The sequence below is a fragment of the Microbispora sp. ZYX-F-249 genome (assembly GCF_039649665.1).
GTDB lineage: Bacteria > Actinomycetota > Actinomycetes > Streptosporangiales > Streptosporangiaceae > Microbispora > Microbispora maris.
Map to the genome: position 1 here is coordinate 1 of NZ_JBDJAW010000061.1, position 19,579 is coordinate 19,579.

Below are 19,579 nucleotides of genomic sequence, written 5' to 3' on the forward strand. Positions count from 1 at the left end.
CTACCGGCACTACGCCTGACCCCGCTACCCGCCTGAGCTCGCTTCTCTGACCCCCGACTGCCCGACCCGGTGGCCCTCCCGGCCGCCGGGTCGTCCGCATGCCCGGACCCGCCTCGTGACGAGGCGTGATTCGCCCTCCGCGGCCCGGCGCCCTCCTGACCCGGTTTGTGTTCAGCCACAAACCACCGCCCGACTCTCCGTGCGTACCCCAATTGCCGGTTTAGTCCGTTTGTTGCAGACTTGCCGATCCATAAGCCCCTGACCTGGGGCTTCGCGCCGGAGAGAAAGGATCAGGTATGACCGTGCCACGGGGGCCCGTCGATTCCTCCCGGGTTCCGCGGTTCGCCGGCCCGGCCACCTTCGCGCGGCTGCCGCGCCTGGACGAGGTCGGGCACGCCGACGTCGCGGTGGTGGGCGTACCGTTCGACAGCGGGGTCTCCTACCGCCCCGGCGCCCGGTTCGGCCCTTCGGCCGTCCGCGAGGCCAGCCGGCTGCTCCGGCCGTACCACCCGGGCCTGGACGTCTCGCCGTTCGCGGCGGTTCAGGTGGCGGACGCGGGCGACATCGCGGTCAACCCGTTCGACATCCGCGAGGCCGTCGAGACCATCGAAGAGGCCGCCTCCGGGCTGACGGAGGACGGCACGCGCCTGGTCACGGTCGGCGGGGACCACACGATCGCGCTGCCGCTGCTGCGGGCGGCCGCCCGGCGGCACGGCCCGGTGGCGCTGCTGCACTTCGACGCGCACCTTGACACCTGGGACACCTACTTCGGGGCCGAGTACACCCACGGCACGCCGTTCCGCCGTGCGGTCGAGGAGGGCATCCTCGACACCGAGGCGGTCTGCCACGTCGGCACCCGCGGGCCGTTGTACGGCAAGAAGGACCTGGAGGACGACCGGCGCCTGGGCTTCGGTATCGTGACCAGCGCGGATGTGATGCGCCGGGGCGTGGACGAGATCACCGACGCGCTGCGTCAGCGGATCGGCGGCCGTCCGCTCTACCTCTCGATCGACATCGACGTGCTCGACCCTGCGCACGCGCCCGGCACCGGCACCCCCGAGGCCGGGGGCCTGACGAGCCGGGAACTGCTGGAGATCCTGCGCGGCCTGGCCGGGTGCGACCTCGTCGGCGCCGACGTCGTGGAGGTCTCCCCGGCGTACGACCACGCCGAGATCACCTCCGTCGCCGCCTCCCACGTGGCCTACGACCTGATCAGCCTGCTCGCACTCAAGGAGGAGCAGTGAGCGACACGAACACGGCGCCGGGACTGCCCGCCGCCTTTGCCTGGTCCCCGAAGGACTGGGCCTCGGAGCGTGCGTTCTCCACGCCCGACGCGGCCGAGGTGTGGTGCTACACCGACCGGTTCTCCTACTTCCCGGGGGAGACCGTCCGCTTCCACCTCAGCTCCAGCGTCCCGTCCTTCGACCTGGAGGTGGTCCGCGACGGGCTGGAGCCGCGCGTGGTGTGGTCGCGCACCGGGCTGTCGGCGGGCCGGCACGAGGCGCCGGCCGACGCGCACGCCGTCGGCTGCGGCTGGCCCGTGGGCCTCGAACTGGAGATCCCCGGCGACTGGCGCAGCGGCTTCCACATCGTCACGGTGCGCGCGGTCACGCCGTCCGGGGAGCTGTGGGAGCGTGAGCACTTCTTCGTCGTCAAGGCCCCGGCCGGGCGGCGTGCCCCGGCCGCGCTCGTGCTGACCACCGGCACGCTGCTGGCCTACAACGACTGGGGCGGCGCCAACCACTACCGCGGCCTGGGCAACGACCCGAGGTCCGACAACGGGTCGCCGCTGGCCTCGACCCAGCGCCCCATCGCCCGCGGAATGATCCGCAAGCCGCTCAGCGCGCCGCGGGAGGCCAACCCCGGCGTCCTGCCCATGCACGGCGCCCCCCGCTATCCCTCCTACGAGTGGGCGCGCCTGTTCGGGTACAGCCGCCACCACGCCGACGCGTTCTGGGCGACGTACGAGCGGCACTTCGTGGTGTGGGCCGAGCGCAACGGGTACGAGATCGACTACCTGACCCAGCACGACCTGCACTTCGACCCCCACGCGCTGGACGGGTACTCCTGCGTCGTCGTCGTCGGGCACGACGAGTACTGGTCGTGGCGGATGCGCGACACCGTCGACGCGTTCGTCGACGCCGGCGGCAACCTGGCCAGGTTCGGCGGCAACTACCAGTGGCAGGTGCGGCTCAGCGACGACGGCACCACGCAGTACTGCTACCGCCTGCCGTCCCTCGACCCGGAGGCGGCCACGACGCCGCACCTGGCCACCACGGTGTGGGAGGCCAAGTCGGTCGGGCGTCCCGGCGCCACCACCATCGGCCTCAACGGCCTCGGCGGGATCTACAACCGCTACGGCGTCGCCACCCCCCGCTCGTCGGGCGGCTTCACGGTCTACCGGCCGCACCACTGGGCGTTCGAGGGGACCGACCTCTACTACGGCGACCTGCTCGGCGGGCCTCCCTACTTCCTGGCGGCCTTCGAGCTCGACTCGGTCGAGTACACCTTCCGCCGCGGCCTGCCGTACCCGACCTTCGAGGACGGCGCGCCGGAGACGCTGGAGATCCTGGCCCTCGCGCCGGCCGTACGGGGCGAGGAGGACCGCTTCGGCGGCCGGGTGCCGATCGGCGGGCCGGAGGAAGAGGTCTACAACTACAACGCCGACCTCGGCGACGACCTGCCCGACTACGTGCACGAGGGCGAGATGCGGGGGGCCGGGATGATCGCGGCGTTCACCCGCGGCGACGGCGAGGTCTTCAACGGCGGCACCACCGAGTGGTCCCACGTGCTCAGCCTCGGCGACCCGTTCGTCGAGCGCATCACCCACAACGTCCTGCGCCGCTTCGGCGCCGGCAGCCGCACCGGAGACAACGGGGGAGCCGCAGCATGAACGACCGGCACACTTCGGCGGGCATCGACGCCGTCCGCGCGATCACGGCCGGGAACGGCGAGCGCTTCGTGCCGCCGCTGAGCGACTACCACCTGCTGTCCGCCGAGTGGACGGAGGCGGAGTTCCGCGTCTTCGGCGGCGCGGCGAGCTCCTTCACCGGCGGTTACTGGACGGGCGAGCCCGGCGCCGTGCGGTTCGACTCCTGGCCCTACGACGAGATCTGCTTCATCCTCAAGGGCCGCGTCGCCGTGCAGGACGAGTCCGGGCGGCGCAAGGAGTTCGGCCCGGGGGAGTCGTTCCACATCCCGCAGGGCTTCCGCGGCGACTGGATCACCCTGGAGCCGAGCGAGAAGGTCTTCGTCGCGGTCACCCGCTGATCAGCCCATCCTCCTTCAGCCCGAGCCCGCGGGCGGGCGGCCGCCTGCCCGCAGTGCCGACCCCGCAGTGCCGACCCCGCAGTAAGGAACTCATCATGCCAGGTCATCCCCCCGGGCACGCCGCGACCGCGCCCGGCTCCCTCGCCAGCAACGCCATGGGCACCAAGGACCTCGTCTTCACGGTCCTGGCCGCGCTCGCCCCACTGACCCTCATCGTCGCCGTGGCCCCCCTGCACTTCCTCAAGGGCGGCGCCGCCGTCCCCGGCGCTTACCTGGTCGCCGGGGTGGTCATGGCGCTGTTCGCCGTCGGTTTCATGACCATGAGCCGGTACGTGCGCAACGCCGGGGCCTTCTACGCCACCATCTCGCGCGGCCTGGGCAAGCCGGCGGGCTCCGGCGCGGCGATGCTCGCCGTCGTCGCCTACAACGCCCTGCAGATCAGCACGTACGGCGCGCTCGGCGTGTACGCGACCGAGACGTTCAAGAACTACTTCGGCCGCGACGTGCCGTGGTGGGTGTTCGCGATCGTCGGCCTGGTCTTCGTGGGGTGGCTCGGGTATCGGGGCATCCACACCAGCGCCCGGATCCTCGGGGCGCTGCTGGTGCTGGAGACGGCCGTGCTCGTCGTGCTGGCGGCCTACGTGCTGCTGAAGGGCGGCTCCGGCGAGTGGTCCGCCGCGTCGTTCGCGCCGAGCAGGGTCTTCGACCCGGGCAACAGCGCGATGTTCGCCCTGGTCGCCGGGGCCTTCATGGGCTTCGAGGCCACCGCGATCTTCAGTGAGGAGGCGCGGGGCGGCATCCGCACGGTCCGCCGGGCGACCTACATCGCGGTCGGGTTCATCGCCGTCTTCTACGCGTTCATCACCTGGGTCGTCGTGATGGCCTACGGCGTCGACAAGATCGCGGGTGCGGCCGAGGCCGACCCGGTCAACCTCGTCGTCGCGGTCTTCGACAGGTACGTGCCCGCCCCGATCACCGAGGTGATGCACATCCTGCTGCTGACCAGCGCGTTCGCCGCGCTGCTCGCGCTGCACAACGCCGCCAACCGCTACTTCTTCGCCATGGGCCGCGAGGGCCTGCTGCCCCGCGTGCTCGGCCGTACCCACCCGAAGACCAAGGCCCCCGGGGCGGCCGGCCTCGTCCAGACCGTGCTCGCGGGCGTGGCCGTCGTCGTGTTCGCGGTCCTCGGGATCGACCCCTACCTCGGGCTGCTGCTGTGGGGCAGCGCGCTCGGGTTCCTCGGGATCATCTGCCTGTGGGCGCTGTGCTCCGTGGCGATCATCCGCTTCCTGCGCCGGGAGGCGCCCCAGGCCGGGATCTTCCGCACCACCGTCGCCCCCGGGCTCAGCTTCGTCGCCCTGGCCGTGGTGCTCTTCCTCGTGCTGACCAACCTGCCGCTGCTGACCGGCGCCGGGACCACCACCAACATCCTGATCGTCGGCCTCGGCGTGGCCGGCATCGTGGCCGGCGTCGTCAGGGCCCTGTACCTGCGGGCCCGCGCACCCCGGCTCTACGCCGGGCTGGCCCAGACCTCCGTGGACGAGCCGCCCGCCGGGCGGAGGGAGACAACTGTCGGACATGCCTGATCACGACGTGTCGCAGGACGGCGGCTGCCGGGGCTACTTCCCGCTCGACCTGGCCGATGTGCTCAACGCGCCCCGCTCGGTTCTCGACGACGGCGACTCCTATCCGCTCGGGCCGCGTACGCTCTACGGCCTGCCGTTCCGGTTCGGCGACGAGGGAAACGCGGACGCGGCGCTGCTGCGCGTGGGCGGCTCCGGCCCGGCGAGCGTCACCGTCGCGGTGGGCCGCAGGGTCACGTGGCTGGTGGCCGCCCACGCCCTGGAATCCCCCGACCTGTTCGACGGGCAGATGGCCGGCCGGCTCTGCGGGCACTACACCTTCGTCTACGACGACGGGACCACCGAGCGGCTGCCGGTGCGCCAGCGCATGGAGATCGGGCCGACGCCGCGGCTGTGGAGCGACCGGGCCATCCCGCTCGACTGGGGGCAGACCCCGTTCCTGGCCGTCCCCGACGCCCAGCACCGGCTGATGCCGCGCACCCACGGGCGTTTCGACGCCGCCGGGGCGCGGTTCGTCGACATCGACGACCCGCAGGCGCGGTCGCCGTACGTCCTGCCGTACCGGTTCTACCTGTGGCCCTGCCGCAACCCCCGGCCCGAGCGGACCGTCCGCGCCCTGGAGATCCACTCGGCCGGCCCGGCCATCCTCGTGGGCGCGGTGACCGCCGGCGAGCTCGACGAGGACCCCTTCGGCCGTACGGTGTGGCGCGACGTCCTGCTCGACCTCGGCCCGTCGGCGGGGCCGGTCTCGGAGGATCTGGCGGTGACCGTCGACCGGGGGTCGGCGACCTACGTCTACCGCACGGTCGGCTCCGTCGACGCGGCCGCCGCAGGCACGCCGGCCTGGGGGACGCCCCCGGGGGAGCACCACCAGGGCTACGTGCGCGTCGCGGCCATTCCCTCGGCCCGGCTGACGCTCACCCGCGGGGAGACGGTGATCAGCGCCTGCGGATGGGAGGAACTGCTCGGCGCCGGAGAGCACAGCGACGGCGGGGTCACCTGGCGCGTTCCCGACGCCGGGCGGGCCTGGGTGCGCACCACGGTCAGGGACGCGGCCACCGGCGAGCCGGTCCCGTGCCGGATCCACTTCCGCTCCGCCGACGGGGTGCCCTACCCGCCGCACGGCCATCACGGGCACATCAACTCCGACGGCAACACCTGGAACCTCGACATCGGCGGCGACGTCCGCCTCGGCGCCACGACCTACTCCTACGTCGACGGCACCTGTGAAGGCTGGTTGCCGCTGGGCGAGGTCACCGTCGAGGCCGCCCGCGGGTTCGAGTACGAGCCGCTGCACACCACGGTCACGATCGAGGAGGGCCAGACCGATCTCGAGCTGACCCTGACCAGGGTGACGGACCTGGCCGCCGGCGGCTGGTACAGCGGCGACACCCACGTGCACTTCGTCTCCACCCTCGGCGCCGAGCTGGAGGCCCGCGGCGAGGACGTCCGGGTCACCAACCTGCTGCTCAGCCAGTGGGGGCACCTGTTCACCAACACGGAGGAGTTCACCGGCCACCCGCACACCTCCCGCGACGGGCACACGCACGTGTTCGCCGGGCAGGAGAACCGCAGCGGCATGCTCGGCCACATCAACCTGCTCGGCCTGCGGCGCCCGATCATGCCGTGGTGCACCGGCGGCGCGGAGGAGGCCGAGCTCGGCGGCGGCCTGGAGACCACCCTGTCCCACTGGGCCGACGAATGCCGCGAGCAGGGCGGCACCGTCGTGCTGGCGCACTTCCCCGTGCCCAACGGCGAGGCCGCGGCGCTGCTCGCCACCGGCAGGCTCGACGCCGTCGAGATGATCGCCTACGACGACTACAACATCCGGGAGTACTACCGCTACCTCGACGCCGGCTACCGGATCACCCTGGTGGGCGGCACGGACAAGATGAGCAGCGAGGTCCCGATCGGCCTCATCCGCACCTACGCGCACGTGCCGGATGACGAGGAGTTCGACTACTGGGCCTGGTGCCGGGCCGTACGGCGCGGCGCGACCTTCGTCACCAGCGGCCCGCTCCTGTGGTTCACCGTCGACGGCCGTGAGCCGGGGGAGGAGGCGCGGGTGCCCGCGAGCGGCACCGTACGCGTCGACGCCCGCGTCCAGTCGATCTTCGACGTCGACCGGCTCGAGATCGTGGTCAACGGGCACGTCGTCGCCGAGCGCAGGCTCGACGCCCCCGGCCGGACGCTCGACCTGACCGCGGACGTGCCCGTGACCGAGGACAGCTGGATCGCCGCGCGCTGCTACGGACCGGGCGCGGGCGTCGCCCGGCACCACGACGTGTGGGCCAGGCCGATCATGGCGCACACGTCCCCGGTCTACCTGCGTACGGGCGAGGAGTACGCCCGGTCGGACGCGGCCACGATCGACCACATGCTGAACCTCGTCGACGGCTCCCTCGCCTACATCGACGAGCGCAGCCGGCGTCTGTGGCCCGGCCGGGTGTGCCACCGGCACGGGCAGGAGGACCACCTGGCCTTCCTGCGGGCGCCGTTCGTGCAGGCGCGCGAACTGCTGCACGAGCGCAGGGCCGCCATCTGATGGTGCCGCCGATGCGATCGGTACGGCCGCCGCCGCCCGCTCCACGGGCGGGCGGCAGCCGTCCCGGTCCACCCCGGCGTTCACCGCAGGGTGAGCGGGACCTCGGTTCCGATCCGGGTCAGCTTCTGCGGGTTGCGGACGTAGTAGAGGCCGGTGATGCGCGCGTCCTCGGCCCTGATCGCTATGACGCCGTCGATCTCGCCGTCCACACGGAGGATGAGCGCCGGGCTGCCGTTGATCACCGTGGGCTGACCGCTGAGCGAGACTCCGGCCTTGCCGATGCCGCCGACGATGAACCGGGCCACCTTGCCGGCGCTGATGACGGGCCGCGGCGCGGCCTGCTTGACGCCGCCGCCGTCGCTCACCAGGACGACCTCGGGGGCGAGCACGTCGAGCAGGCCCTGCAGGTCGCCGCCTTCGAGCGCGCGCCGGAACGCCTCCAGGGCCGCCCGGGTCTCGTCGGCGGAGACGGCCTCGCGGGGGCGGCGGGCGTCGACGTGCCGCCGGGCGCGGTAGGCGATCTGGCGGACGGCCGCGGGGCTCTTGCCGACGGCGGCCGCGATCTCGTCGTAGCCGACGTCGAAGGCCTCGTGCAGCACGAAGACGGCGCGCTCGGTCGGCGACAGCGTCTCGAGCACGAGCATGAGCGCCATCGACAGACTCTCCGCGAGTTCGACGTCCTCGGCCGCGTCCGGCGCGGTGAGGAGCGGCTCGGGGAGCCATGGGCCGACATACGCCTCTTTGCGGTGCCTCATGCTGCGCAGACGGTTGAGGGACTGCCGGGTGGTGATCCGGATCAGGTAGGCGCGCTGGTCGTGCACCTGCTCCACGCCGGCCTTGACCCACCGCAGCCAGGTCTCCTGGAGGACGTCTTCGGCGTCGGCCGCCGATCCGAGCATCTCGTACGCGACGGTGAAGAGCAGGTTGCGGTGGGCGAGGAAGACCTCGGTCGCCAGGGTGCCGGCGTGGCCGCTCATGTCCCGGTCCTTGTCCTTCGAGGCCGGCCCTGTCATCGATTCTCCCGGTCGAGGTTGCCGTGCGCCTCCCGCGACAGGTCCTGCCAGTCGGCCCAGGTCTTGAGCCGGTCGGCGTAGACCTGCTCGATCATCGGGTGGAAGCCCTGGCCGAACAGCACCCGCAGGGGCGGGTTGCCGGAGTCGACGAGCTTGAGCAGTGCCCGGGCCGCGGCGGCCGGGTCGCCGGCGGGCTGCTTGCCCGTGACCGCGCCGAGGCGCCGGCGCAGACCGTCGTAGGCGGGGTCGGTCTGGGCCATGTGGCCGTTGGCGAGAGGATCGGGGTTCTTGCCCTCCCTGGTGGCGAAGCCGCCGGGCTCGATGATGGTCACCTTGACGCCGAAGTCGGCGACCTCGCCGGCGAGGGCTTCGTTCAAGCCCTCCAGGGCCCACTTGGAGGCGTGGTACGCGCCGCCGAGCGGCATGGCGATGACCCCGGCCGCCGAGGACAGCTGGATGATGTGCCCCGCGCGCTGCTCGCGCAGGTAGGGCAGCGCGGCCTGGACCACCCACACCGCGCCGAACAGGTTGGTCTCCATCTGGTCGCGCAGTTCCTGCTCGGTCAGCTCTTCAACCGCGCCGATCTGGGCGTAGCCGGCGTTGTTCACGATGACGTCGAGCCGGCCGAAGTGGTCCCTGGCCCGCTTGACGGTCTCGAAGACGGCGGCCCTGTCGGTCACGTCCAGCGTGAGCGGCAGCACCGCGTCGCCATAGGCGGCGACCAGCGCATCGAAGCTCGCGGTGCTCCGCGCGGTGGCGGCCACCTTGTCGCCGCGGGACAGGGCGGCCTCGACGAAGTGGCGGCCCAGACCGCGGGACGAACCGGTGACGAACCAGACCTTGCTCATGATGTCTTTCCGTTCTCTCTGCGTGTGCCTGTCGCACCCCTAAGACACACAACCCCGCCCGCGCATAACAGCCGCCGGATGTGACCTGCGTCTCTCCCGGCATCGGTGACACGCACGCCTGCGGATTCGTGGACGCCGAGGCCGGGCAGGGAGCGGGCAGGGGAGGTCGAGACGGAGGCCGAGGGCCGGGCTGCCCGCATCCATATTCGGCAAAGTATTGACCTCCGTTAGCAATCTGCCTAACCTCCGGACGAGAAGGCGAGCGTCTCGGCTCGCTCCCGGACGAGGAGCTCGGTCATGCCGAACCTGTCAGTCGCACCCCCCAACCGGACACAGCTCCGGCGCGCGGTGACCTCCAGCTTCCTGGGCAGCGTCATCGAGTATTACGACTTCCTGCTCTACGCCACGGCCTCGGCCGTCGTCTTCAACAAGGTCTTCTTCTCCTCCCTCGACTCGCTCGCGGCGACGGTCGCCAGCTTCGGCACGTTCGCCACGGGCTACCTGGCCAGGCCGCTCGGCGGAGTGATCTTCGGTCACTACGGCGACCGGCTGGGGCGCAAGCGCATGCTCGTGCTGACGATGACCCTGATGGGTGTCGCCAGCTTCCTCATCGGCCTGCTTCCCACCTACGCGCAGATCGGCAGCCTCGCGCCCATCGCGCTGGTCGTGCTGCGGATCCTGCAGGGCGTGGCCGTCGGCGGCGAGTGGGGCGGCGCGGTCCTCATGTCCGCCGAGCACGCGACCAGCAGGCGCGGCCTGTGGGCGAGCTTCACCAACGCCGGGGCCCCCTTCGGCATGGTGCTGTCCACGGCGGCGCTCACCGGCACGGCCGCCGTCATGGACGAGCAGGCGTTCCTGAGCTGGGGCTGGCGGGTGCCGTTCCTGATCAGCATCGTGCTGGTGGCGGTCGGCCTGTTCGTCCGGCTGCGGGTCGAGGAGACACCGGTGTTCGAGGCCGCCAGGGAGCGGGCGCCCCGGATGCCGCTGCTGGAGGTGCTCCGCGACCACCCGAAGACCCTCCTGCTCGGGGTCGGCGTCGGGCTGTCGGCCTTCGTGGCCCAGGGCACGCTCACCACCTACCTCATCGCGTACGGCGTGCGCGCCGGCTTCGCCCGGCAGGCGGTGCTCAACGCGCTCACGCTCTCGTCCGCGCTGGCCGTCCTGGGCATCGTCGGCTGGTCGGCGGTGTCCGACCGGGTCGGACGCCGCCCGGTCGTGCTGGCGGGCGCGGTGCTCATGGCGGTGTTCGGCTTCGTGCTCTTCCCGATGGTGGACTCCGGCAGCACGGCCGTGCTCGCCGTCGCGCTCGTGCTCGGCCAGGCCGTCATCCACCCGCTGATGTTCGGCCCGCTGGCGGCGTTGTACTCCGAGCTGTTCACCACCGGGAGCCGCTACACGGGCGCCTCGCTCGGCTACCAGATCGCCGGGCTCGGCGCCGGCCTGGCGCCGCTGCTGTTCGCCCAGCTCGACGCGTCGACCGGCGGCGGGACGACGACGATCTCAGTGATCATCGCCGCGTGCTGCCTGCTGACCGTGGCCTGCGTCCTGGCGCTGCGCGAGACCAGCCGCCACGACCTGACCTCGGTCGCCCCGGTGGCGCCGTCGGGTCAGGTCGCCGACACGGCGAAACCGTCCTCCGCCTGACAAGGGGGTGCCGCCTATGCGCAACGCAGGACTGGGAGGCTGGCCGGCGCGCCGGGCCCAGATGAGCCCGGGCCGCACCGCGTTCGTGTTCGAGGACCGGTCGCTCAGCTACGCGGAGGTCCACGAGCGGACGACGAGACTCGCGTCGCGGCTGCGCGAGGCGGGTGTGCGGGCGGGGGACCGGGTCGCCTACCTGGGGCCCAACCACGTCGCCTTCGCCGAGACCATGTTCGCCGCCCACGTGCTCGGCGCGATCTTCGTGCCGCTGAACTTCCGGCTGGCCGCGCCCGAGATCGCGTACATGCTGGCGGACTCGGGCGCGGCGGTCCTCGTCTACGCGCCGGAGTGCGCGGCCGTGGTCCGCGAGATCCCCGGCCCGCCGGGCCCGCACACGGTCGTCGCGCTGGAGTCGCCCGCGGAGGGGGAGCGGCACTACGAGACCTGGCTGTCGCAGGGCGACCCCACGCCGATCGACGTCGCGGTGACGCTCGACGACGTCGCCCTCATCCTCTACACCTCCGGCACCACCGGACGGCCCAAGGGCGCCATGCTGACCCACGCCAACCTCGCGTGGAACTGCTTCCACATGCTGATCGGCGTGGACGTGGCGGGCACCGAGGTCACGCTGATCAGCGCGCCGCTGTTCCACGTGGCGGCCCTGAACCAGACGCTGCTGCCGACCTTCCTCAAGGGCGGCACCTCGGTGATCATGCCGTTCTGGGACGTCGACCGGTGCTACGACCTCATCGAGAAGCACCGGGTCACCTGGATGTTCGGGGTCACCGCGATGTTCGCGGCGTTCGCGCGGTCGCCGCGCTGGCCGCACGCCGACCTGTCCTCGCTGCGCACCCTCATGTCCGGGGGAGCGGCCATCCCGGTCGCGTTGATCCGCGCCTACCAGGAGCGGGGCCTGGTCTTCTGCCAGGGCTACGGGATGACCGAGACCGCGCCGGGCGCGACCTTCCTGGAGGCGGGCGAGAGCGTGCGCAAGGTGGGCTCGGCCGGGGTGCCGGTCTTCTTCGCCGACGTGCGCGTGGTCCGGCCCGACCTCACCCCCGTCGCGCCCGGCGAGCCGGGCGAGGTGCTCGTCCGGGGGCCGAACGTGACCCCCGGCTACTGGCGGAACCCGGAGGCGAGCGCCGCCGCGCTCACCGAGGACGGCTGGTTCCGCTCCGGCGACATCGCCACCCTGGACGACGAGGGTCACCTCCACATCGTCGACCGGGTGAAGGACATGTACATCTCCGGCGGTGAGAACGTCTATCCGGCGGAGGTCGAGAGCGTGCTCTTCGAGCACCCCGCCGTGGCGGAGGCCGCCGTGGTCGGGGTGCCGGACGAGCGGTGGGGCGAGGTCGGCCGCGCCTTCGTCGTGCCGCGCCCCGGCGCCGCCGTCACCCCCGGCGAGCTGCGGGGCTTCCTCCGCCCGCGGCTCGCGAAGTACAAGATCCCGGTCTACGTCGACGTCGTCGGCGCGCTGCCTAAGACCGGCTCCGGCAAGATCCGCAAACCCGACCTGCGCAGGCGGCCCCTGCCCGCCGCCCCCGAGGAGTGAGTTGTGATCGTCACCGAATTCGCGCGCAACCAGTGGTACGTGGCCGCCTACGGCCACGAGGTGGGCCGGCGTCAGCTCGGCCGTACCGTCCTGAACGAGCCGATCCTGCTCTGGCGCACCGAGGACGGGCGGGCCGTGGCGATGGCCGACCGCTGCGTGCACCGCCGGTTCCCGCTGTCCGAATCGCCCAGTCACCTGGTGGGCGACCGCGTCGTGTGCGGCTACCACGGCTTCACCTACGGTCCGGACGGCGTCTGCGTCGCCGTGCCCGCGCAGCAGCGGATCCCGCGCACCGCGCGGCTGCGCACCTACCCCGTGGTGGAGCAGGACTCGTTCGTCTGGGTGTGGATCGGGGACCGCGAGCCGGGCGACACGCTGCCGCCGCGCGCTCCCTGGCTGGTCTCGCCCGACTACGCCACGGTGTGCGGGATGGAGCCGCTGAACGCGCGGTACGGCCTGCTCGTGGACAACCTCCTCGACCTGTCCCACGAGACGTACCTGCACGGCGGGTACATCGGCACCCCCGAGGTGGCCGAGACCCCGATCACCACCGAGGTCGACGAGGACGCGGGGATCGTCTACGTCAGCCGCCACATGGACGACGCGGCCTGCCCGCCGTTCTACGCCGAGTCGACCGGCATCAAGGGCCGCATCACCCGCTGGCAGGACATCGAGTATCACCCGCCGTGCCTGTACCTGCTGCACAGCCGGGTCGCCCCGGTCGGGTCGCCCCCGCCCGCCGCCGACGGCACCGACCCGCACGCCTTCCACGTCGAGGTCGTGTACGCGATCACTCCGTCGACGGAGAACAGCACCTACGACTTCTGGGCGGTGGCGCGCGACTTCGCGCTCGACGACGAGAAGGTCTCCGACTTCCTGCGGGACAGCAACCGCACCGTCGTGCTGCAGGACGTGGCCGCGCTCGACACGCTGGAGCAGGTCCTCGCCCGGGAGCCGGACCGCTACCAGGAGCTGTCGGTGAACATCGACACCGGCGGCCTGGCCGCCCGCCGCCTGCTCGCCAAGATGGCCCAGGCCGGGGCCGTGCGACCGGAGGCCGCCGCCCGATGAACGCGGACGACGCCGGGGCGCGGGCCGGCCGCACCGTCTACCGCATCCGCTGGCTGCCGGGGACGGACCGGCTGCACGCCTCCTGCTTCTGCGGGGCGCAGCGGGAGTTCGAGGACCCGGTGGTCCTGTGGGACTGGCTGCTCGGCCATCCCGAGGGCCACCGGCCCGGCCGCGCGGCGGCGCAGGACGCGCCGGCCCCGGCCGCCGCGCTCGTCTGAGACACGAGCCACGAGACACGAGGGGGGTTTCGACGGCCATGCCCGTCACCGAACCGGAGCTCGACCTGAAGGTGGCGGGCAGGACGATCGCCGCCGAGGGCGTCGTCCTCCTGCGTCTGGTCCGTCCCGACGGCGGCCCGCTGCCGCCCTGGACGCCGGGCGCCCACGTCGACCTGCTGCTCGCCCCGGGACTGGTCAGGCAGTACTCGCTGTGCGGCGATCCCGCCGACCCCTCCGCCTTCCAGGTGGCGGTGCTGCGGGAGCCCGCCGGGCGGGGCGGCTCCGCGTACGTGCACGACCGGGTCGCGGAGGGCGACACGATCCGGGTGCGCGGTCCCCGCAACCGTTTCGCCCTCGCCGAGTCATCCCGCTACCTGTTCGTCGCCGGAGGCATCGGCGTCACCCCGATCCTGCCCATGGTCGAGGAGGCGGCGCGGCGCGGAGCCGACTGGCGGCTGGTGTACGGCGGGCGCACCCGGGCCTCGATGGCGTTCGCCGACCGGCTCGCGCGGGACCACCCCGGCAGGGTGGAGCTGTGCCCGCAGGACGAGACCGGCCTGCTCGACCTCGACGCGCTGCTCGGCGTCCCCCGCGCCGGCACCCTCGTCTACTGCTGCGGTCCCGAGCCGCTGCTGGCGGCGGCCAAGGAGCGGTGCGCCTCCTGGCCCGAGGGCGCGCTGCGGGTCGAGCGCTTCGCGCCCGCGGCCACGGACGAGGCCGGGCCTTCGGCCGCGTTCGAGGTGGAGCTGGCCCTGACCGGCACGACGCTGACCGTGCCGGAGGACCGCTCGATCCTGGAGGTGGTGGAGGAGGCCGGGGTCGCGGTGCTGTCCTCCTGCCGCGAGGGCACCTGCGGCACCTGCGAGACCGTCGTGCTCGACGGCGTCCCCGACCACCGCGACCACCTGCTCACCGAGCAGGAGCGCGCGGCCGGGGACGTCATGTTCGTCTGCGTGTCGCGGGCGCGATCTCCCCGCCTCGTCCTCGAGCTCTGATGTCCCCGAACTTCGGGGCGATCGCCTGCGCCTACGGGGTGCTCGCCGGCGCGGTGGTGCCCCGGTGGACGAGGGCGGCGGTCGGGCACCGGCGCTCGGCGACCGGCCCGCCCGCCAGGAGTTCCAGCAGCGATTCGGCGACCAGCTGCCCGAACAGGTGGACGTCGAGACTCATCGTGGTCAGCGGAGGGGACGCGAGCCTGCACAGGCTGGAGTCGTCCCACGCGATCAGGCTGAGATCGCGGGGAACGTCGTAGCCGAGCTCCCCGGCGGTGCCGAGGCTCGCGACCGCCATCAGGTCGTTGTCGTAGATGATCGCCGTCGGCGGGTCGGGCCGTTCCAGCAGCATCGCCGTGAGCTTCGCCCCGGACTCCTCCGAGTAGTCTCCCTCCACCACGACGGGCTCCACGCCCGCCGAACGCGTGCTCTCCACGAGGGCGTCGGTGCGGATGCGCGTGTGGATCAGCGTGTCCGGCCCGCTGACGCGTGCGATCCGGCGGTGCCCGAGCCTGCTCAGATGGGCGACGGCGTCCCGCACGGCGCCGGCGTCGTCGGTGCGTACGGCGGGGGCGTCGCCCTCCGGCTCGCCCGCGATCACGGTCGGCAGGCCGAGCGCGCGCAGGACGGCGGGCCTGGCGTCGTCGACCGTCCGGTTCACGAGGACGACCGCGTCGACGCTCCGGTTGGCCGCCCACCGGCGGTACGCGGCGATCTCGGCGTCATGGGTGGTGACGACGTGCAGCAGCACGGACTGGTCGTGCTCGGCCAGACGCTCCTCGATGCCCGCGATGAACTCCAGGAAGAACGGCTCCGCACCGAGCAGCCGGGGCGGCCTCGCCAGCACCAGGCCCACGGCTGTGGCCGCGCTTGTCTCGCGGATCATCCGCCCTGTCTCCTCCTCGGGAGGGAACGGCACCCCGGTGGTCCCAGCCCGGTTGATCAGCCTACCGAAGCAAGGGGCACGACCGGCCGCGGCGGATCCCGGCGGGAACGGCGCGGACCACGCGCCGCGGAGGGGGGTCACGGGACAGCGGCGGATTCGGCGGCGAGTCGCTCGGAAAGGCGCGTGCCCTGGCTGAGAGGCACCAGTTCCGACTCCAGCACGAGTGCCGCCGCGCCGACGGCGGAGGCCGTGGCGGCCGAGCGCGACAGCCGGACGTCCACGACGTGCGTGCCGCGGGAGAACGCCGTGCGCCGGAGTTCCCGCTGGACGACGGGGAGGTAGACCGAGCCGGCGACGGCGAATCCCGGCCCGGTCAGCACGAGCACTTCGAGATCCATGATGTTGGCCAGAGTCCGGGCGGCCGCCGCGATGTAGCGGGCCGACCTCTCCAGCAGTGCGAGCGCTTTCGGCTCCCCCTTGCGGGCGGCCCGGCTGACGGCGGCGAAGTCGGCGGCGGTCGAGGCCCGCACCCCGCGGGTCCCCAGGCCGACGGCTCCGGTCAGGGCGGGGTCGGCCCGCACGGCCTGCACGACCGCGGCGGCGCCCGCCATCGCCTCCACACAGCCGCGGGCCCCGCACCAGCACTCGGGGCCGTCGATGTCGACGCAGACGTGCCCGAACTCGCCCGCGTTGCCGCTGGGACCGCGATAGGTGATGCCGTTGATGACCAGACCGGCGCCGATCCCGGTGCCCAGGTAGACGGCCGCCGACGACGTGGTGGTGCCCAGGCCGCCGGACCAGTGCTCACCGAGGGCGGCGGCGGTGGCGTCGTTGTCGAGCACCACCGGCAGGCCCGTCGCCTGTTCGAGCGCCTGGCCCAGGGGGAACCCCTGCCAGTGCCGCATGGTCGGCGGGGCGAGGCCGATGCCGTGCGTGGGGCCGAGGGGGCCGGGGGAGACCAGGCCGACGCCCAGGACCCGCTCGCGCTCCACGCCGATGCTGTCGATCAGACCGGAGATCTCCGCCGCCGTCCTCGACACGACCGTCCGGGGCTCGTCCGCGCCCGCGCCGCGCCTGGTGATGCGGGCCACGACGGTCCCGGAGAGGTCGGTCAGGACATGTGTCACGCCGCCGTGGTCGAGGTGCACACCGACCGCGTAGCGGGCGGTGTGGTTGAGCTGGAGCAGAACCCGCCGCTTCCCGCCGGTCGACTCGGCCCGGCCGGTCTCGACCACCAGGCCCTCCTCGATCAGCCTGCGGACCAGTGCGGAGATCGTGGGGCCGGTGAAACCGGTGGCGGCGGCCAGGCCGACGCGACTGATCGTGCCCGCGGCTCTGATGGCGTCAAGGACGGCGGCCTTGCTGCTCGCGTGCGGCTTCGCCTTCACTCCCGCGCTCACCGCCGTCTCGTCCCGACCTCGATCATCCCGGCCATTGCGAGCCTACAAGTCCTGGCTACGCCCCCGTCACGGCACCGGAACAGGCCACAACGGCCGCGCGGGGCCCGGCTGAAAGTTTCACCCTTCGTTGACTTACTTAAGTCGCCTACTTAAGAATCTCGCACTGTTCATCAGACTCGCCGGGCAGGAGAGGAAATCGATGAAACTTCGTGTCGCCTGGGCGACAGCAGCCGCGGTCGGCCTCGTCGCCGCCGCCGGTGCGGCGGTCATGACCGGTCCGGCATCGGCCGCCGGTGCGGGCTGCTCGGTGAAGTACAAGGTCGCGAGCCAGTGGCAGGGCGGGTTCCAGGGTGACGTGTCGATCACCAATCTGGGGGATTCCTGGTCCGGCTGGACCCTCGAATTCGACTTCCCCGACGCCGGCCAGGGTGTGAACAACGGCTGGAGCGCCGACTGGTCGCAGTCCGGCTCGCACGTCACCGCCAAGAGCCTGAGCTGGAACGGCGCCGTCGCCTCGAACGGCTCGGTGTCGGTCGGCTTCATCGGCAAGTGGAGCGGCGGCAACCCGGTGCCCGCCGCGTTCAAGATCAACGGAGTCGCCTGCGGCGGCGCCACCACCAGCCCCAGCCCGAGCCCGAGTCCGAGTCCGAGCCCGAGTCCGAGTCCGAGCCCGAGTCCGAGTCCGAGCCCGAGTCCGAGTCCGAGCCCGAGTCCGAGCCCGAGTCCTGACCCGGGAGGACCCGCGCCGCAGCTGCACGTCTCCGGCAACAAGATCGTCACCGCGGACGGCAAGCCGTACCGGCTGCTGGGCGTCGACCGTTCGAGCGGCGAGTACGCCTGCGTCCAGGGCAAGGGGACGTGGGACCACGGGCCGGTCGACCAGGCCTCCGTGGACGCGATGAAGAAGTGGAACATCCACGCCGTCCGGGTGCCGCTGAACGAGGAGTGCTGGCTCGGCACCAACGGATCGCCGAGCGGCGCCGCCTACCAGCAGGACGTCAAGGACTACGTGCGGCTGCTGGTCGCCAACGGAATCACGCCGATCCTCGATCTGCACTGGAACTGGGGTCAGTTCACCGGCGTCTCCTGGGCGTGCACGGACACCGCGGCGACCTGTCAGAAGCCGATGCCCGACGCCAAGTACGCACCGGACTTCTGGACCGGTGTCGCGAAGGCGTTCAAGGGCGACAACGCCGTGATCTTCGACCTGTTCAACGAGCCGTGGCCGGAGTACGGCACCGGTGACACCACCTCGGGCTGGAAGTGCCTGCGTGACGGCGGCAACTGCCCCGGCTTCTCCTACGAGGTGGCGGGGATGCAGCGCCTGGTGGACGCCGTCCGGGCGACGGGGGCGACCAACATCGTCATGGTGGGCGGCCTGGCCTGGAGCAACGACCTGAGCCAGTGGCAGCAGTACAAGCCGGTCGACCCGACGGGCAACCTGGTCGCCTCGTGGCACTCCTACAGCTTCAACGCCTGTGCCAACGAAGCCTGCTGGGACAGCCAGATCGCTCCGCTCGCCGCCAAGGTCCCCGTGGTGACCGGTGAGTTCGGCGCGGACAACTGCGGCTACGACTACATGGACAGGCTCACGAAGTGGGCGGACAAGAACGGCGTGTCGTACCTCGCCTGGACCTGGAGCCCGTGGGGCTGCAGCACGGGCGCGGTGCTCATCAAGGACTACGCCGGCACCCCCGAGCCGGGCATCGGTGAGGGCTACAGGGCGCACCTGCTCACCCAGAACCCCTATGCGTGACACCTGTCCCGACCGCAGGTGACACACCCCGGACCCGTCACCGCCGCGCGGTGGCGGGTCCCCCGGCCGCCGTCCCCGGCCCGTGACGCCGTCCAGCCCCGGGCCGGCTGACCTGCGCCGCCTGGTGATCGTGTGAGTCCGGCTCGGCCGAGGGCCGGACTCACCACGAGGCCCCCGAAGCGGCCGGCGGCAACCGCTGCGGCGGCCGCTCACTGCATGCGATTGTGTCGTCGCGTCACGTCATCGATACTCGTCCGGGTGGACACCGCACTGGGGGAGCGCAGGGTGATTCGAGGCCGGCGCGGCCGGATCACCACGGGGATCGTCGCGGCGGCCGTGCTCCTGGCCTTCCCGCCCCCGTCCGGCGCTGCCGCCGCCGGCGCGGCCGGTGACCGGCCCATCGACTGCCGCGACTGGTTGCGGCCGGACGCCCACACCGTCGAGAACGCCAAGGCCGTGTACTCGCTGACGATCGGGAAGCAGGGCGACGAGGCGGAGGTCACGCTCTGGCGCGGCGACGCGGGCCCGGGCCGCGAGTGGCACTACTGGGCGGCCCTCACCGGGCGCACCCACCCCGGCGACGCGGTCTGGCTAGAGGTCTGGCCGCCGGGCGGCGGCCCCTGGCATCGGTGCGGCCCCTTCCCGGTGACCCACGACGGTCAGGCGGTCTCGTCGCCGATGGCCGTCTGGCGTCGTTTCACCCTCGTCCGCGCCTGCGGCCGGCGCGACGGAGTCAAGGCGTGCGGCCGGGACAAGGGCGCGATGGTGGACTGACTCCCGGCGAGAGCCGGCCCGGGGAGG

General features: G+C 72.4%; 16 protein-coding genes. 12 read left to right on the forward strand and 4 right to left on the reverse strand.

Going from position 1 to position 19,579, the window contains the following annotated elements; genetic code table 11:
- Nucleotides 1-296 precede the first annotated feature (296 nt).
- The 5 genes from speB (at nucleotide 297) to AAH991_RS37290 (ending at nucleotide 7,398) form a co-directional block, all read left to right on the forward strand.
- Entirely contained in the window at nucleotides 297-1,244 is a 948-nt protein-coding gene (gene speB / locus AAH991_RS37270; protein ID WP_346230663.1) for an agmatinase, read from the forward strand.
- Nucleotides 1,241-2,893, forward strand: a complete 1,653-nt coding sequence (locus AAH991_RS37275) for a N,N-dimethylformamidase beta subunit family domain-containing protein (RefSeq protein WP_346230664.1) — start codon at nucleotides 1,241-1,243, stop codon at nucleotides 2,891-2,893. The genes speB and AAH991_RS37275 overlap by 4 nt, the downstream gene beginning before the upstream one ends.
- Entirely contained in the window at nucleotides 2,890-3,270 is a 381-nt protein-coding gene (locus AAH991_RS37280) for a cupin domain-containing protein (RefSeq protein ID WP_346230665.1), read from the forward strand. Before AAH991_RS37275 ends, AAH991_RS37280 begins: the two co-directional genes overlap by 4 nt.
- A 95-nt stretch (nucleotides 3,271-3,365) precedes the next feature.
- On the forward strand, nucleotides 3,366-4,856 hold the full coding sequence (locus AAH991_RS37285) for an APC family permease (RefSeq protein WP_346230666.1): 1,491 nt from the start codon (nucleotides 3,366-3,368) through the stop codon (nucleotides 4,854-4,856).
- Nucleotides 4,849-7,398 carry a CehA/McbA family metallohydrolase gene (locus AAH991_RS37290; RefSeq protein WP_346230667.1) on the forward strand — a complete coding sequence of 850 codons (2,550 nt, stop codon included), beginning with the start codon at nucleotides 4,849-4,851 and terminating at the stop codon, nucleotides 7,396-7,398. The genes AAH991_RS37285 and AAH991_RS37290 overlap by 8 nt, the downstream gene beginning before the upstream one ends.
- A gap of 80 nt (nucleotides 7,399-7,478) precedes the next feature.
- Here AAH991_RS37290 and AAH991_RS37295 read toward each other — a convergent pair whose 3' ends face one another.
- A complete protein-coding gene (locus AAH991_RS37295; RefSeq protein ID WP_346230668.1) occupies nucleotides 7,479-8,411 on the reverse strand; it encodes an RNA polymerase sigma-70 factor in 933 nt (310 codons plus the stop codon).
- Nucleotides 8,408-9,259 carry an SDR family NAD(P)-dependent oxidoreductase gene (locus AAH991_RS37300; protein WP_346230669.1) on the reverse strand — a complete coding sequence of 284 codons (852 nt, stop codon included), beginning with the start codon at nucleotides 9,257-9,259 and terminating at the stop codon, nucleotides 8,408-8,410. Before AAH991_RS37300 ends, AAH991_RS37295 begins: the two co-directional genes overlap by 4 nt.
- 297 nt (nucleotides 9,260-9,556) lie before the next feature.
- On the opposite strand from AAH991_RS37300, the gene AAH991_RS37305 reads away from it, so the two are divergent.
- From AAH991_RS37305 to AAH991_RS37325, 5 genes are read left to right on the forward strand one after another with little or no spacing between them, the layout of a single operon-like run.
- On the forward strand, nucleotides 9,557-10,903 hold the full coding sequence (locus AAH991_RS37305; protein ID WP_346230670.1) for an MFS transporter: 1,347 nt from the start codon (nucleotides 9,557-9,559) through the stop codon (nucleotides 10,901-10,903).
- 16 nt (nucleotides 10,904-10,919) lie between these two features.
- Nucleotides 10,920-12,455, forward strand: a complete 1,536-nt coding sequence (locus AAH991_RS37310) for an acyl-CoA synthetase (RefSeq protein ID WP_346230671.1) — start codon at nucleotides 10,920-10,922, stop codon at nucleotides 12,453-12,455.
- 3 nt (nucleotides 12,456-12,458) lie between these two features.
- Nucleotides 12,459-13,526, forward strand: coding sequence for a Rieske 2Fe-2S domain-containing protein (locus AAH991_RS37315; protein WP_346230672.1), 1,068 nt, complete (start codon nucleotides 12,459-12,461; stop codon nucleotides 13,524-13,526).
- A complete protein-coding gene (locus AAH991_RS37320; RefSeq protein WP_346230673.1) occupies nucleotides 13,523-13,744 on the forward strand; it encodes a hypothetical protein in 222 nt (73 codons plus the stop codon). The genes AAH991_RS37315 and AAH991_RS37320 overlap by 4 nt, the downstream gene beginning before the upstream one ends.
- Before the next feature lie 38 nt (nucleotides 13,745-13,782).
- The gene (locus AAH991_RS37325; protein ID WP_346230674.1) at nucleotides 13,783-14,739 is read left to right on the forward strand and encodes a PDR/VanB family oxidoreductase; all 957 of its coding nucleotides are present in this window, start codon (nucleotides 13,783-13,785) and stop codon (nucleotides 14,737-14,739) included.
- Between the two features lie 31 nt (nucleotides 14,740-14,770).
- Here the strand turns inward: AAH991_RS37325 and AAH991_RS37330 are convergent, their stop codons facing one another.
- Nucleotides 14,771-15,622 (reverse strand): LacI family DNA-binding transcriptional regulator, encoded by an 852-nt coding sequence (locus AAH991_RS37330; RefSeq protein ID WP_346230675.1) that lies wholly within the window; start codon nucleotides 15,620-15,622, stop codon nucleotides 14,771-14,773.
- A 137-nt stretch (nucleotides 15,623-15,759) separates the two neighbouring features.
- On the reverse strand, nucleotides 15,760-17,022 hold the full coding sequence (locus AAH991_RS37335; protein ID WP_346230676.1) for an ROK family transcriptional regulator: 1,263 nt from the start codon (nucleotides 17,020-17,022) through the stop codon (nucleotides 15,760-15,762).
- Between the two features lie 199 nt (nucleotides 17,023-17,221).
- Here AAH991_RS37335 and AAH991_RS37340 point away from each other — a divergent pair, with 199 nt between their 5' ends.
- Nucleotides 17,222-18,778 (forward strand): cellulase family glycosylhydrolase, encoded by a 1,557-nt coding sequence (locus AAH991_RS37340; protein WP_346230677.1) that lies wholly within the window; start codon nucleotides 17,222-17,224, stop codon nucleotides 18,776-18,778.
- Between the two features lie 258 nt (nucleotides 18,779-19,036).
- The gene (locus AAH991_RS37345; RefSeq protein ID WP_346230678.1) at nucleotides 19,037-19,552 is read left to right on the forward strand and encodes a hypothetical protein; all 516 of its coding nucleotides are present in this window, start codon (nucleotides 19,037-19,039) and stop codon (nucleotides 19,550-19,552) included.
- The last annotated feature ends 27 nt before the right edge of the window (nucleotides 19,553-19,579 follow it).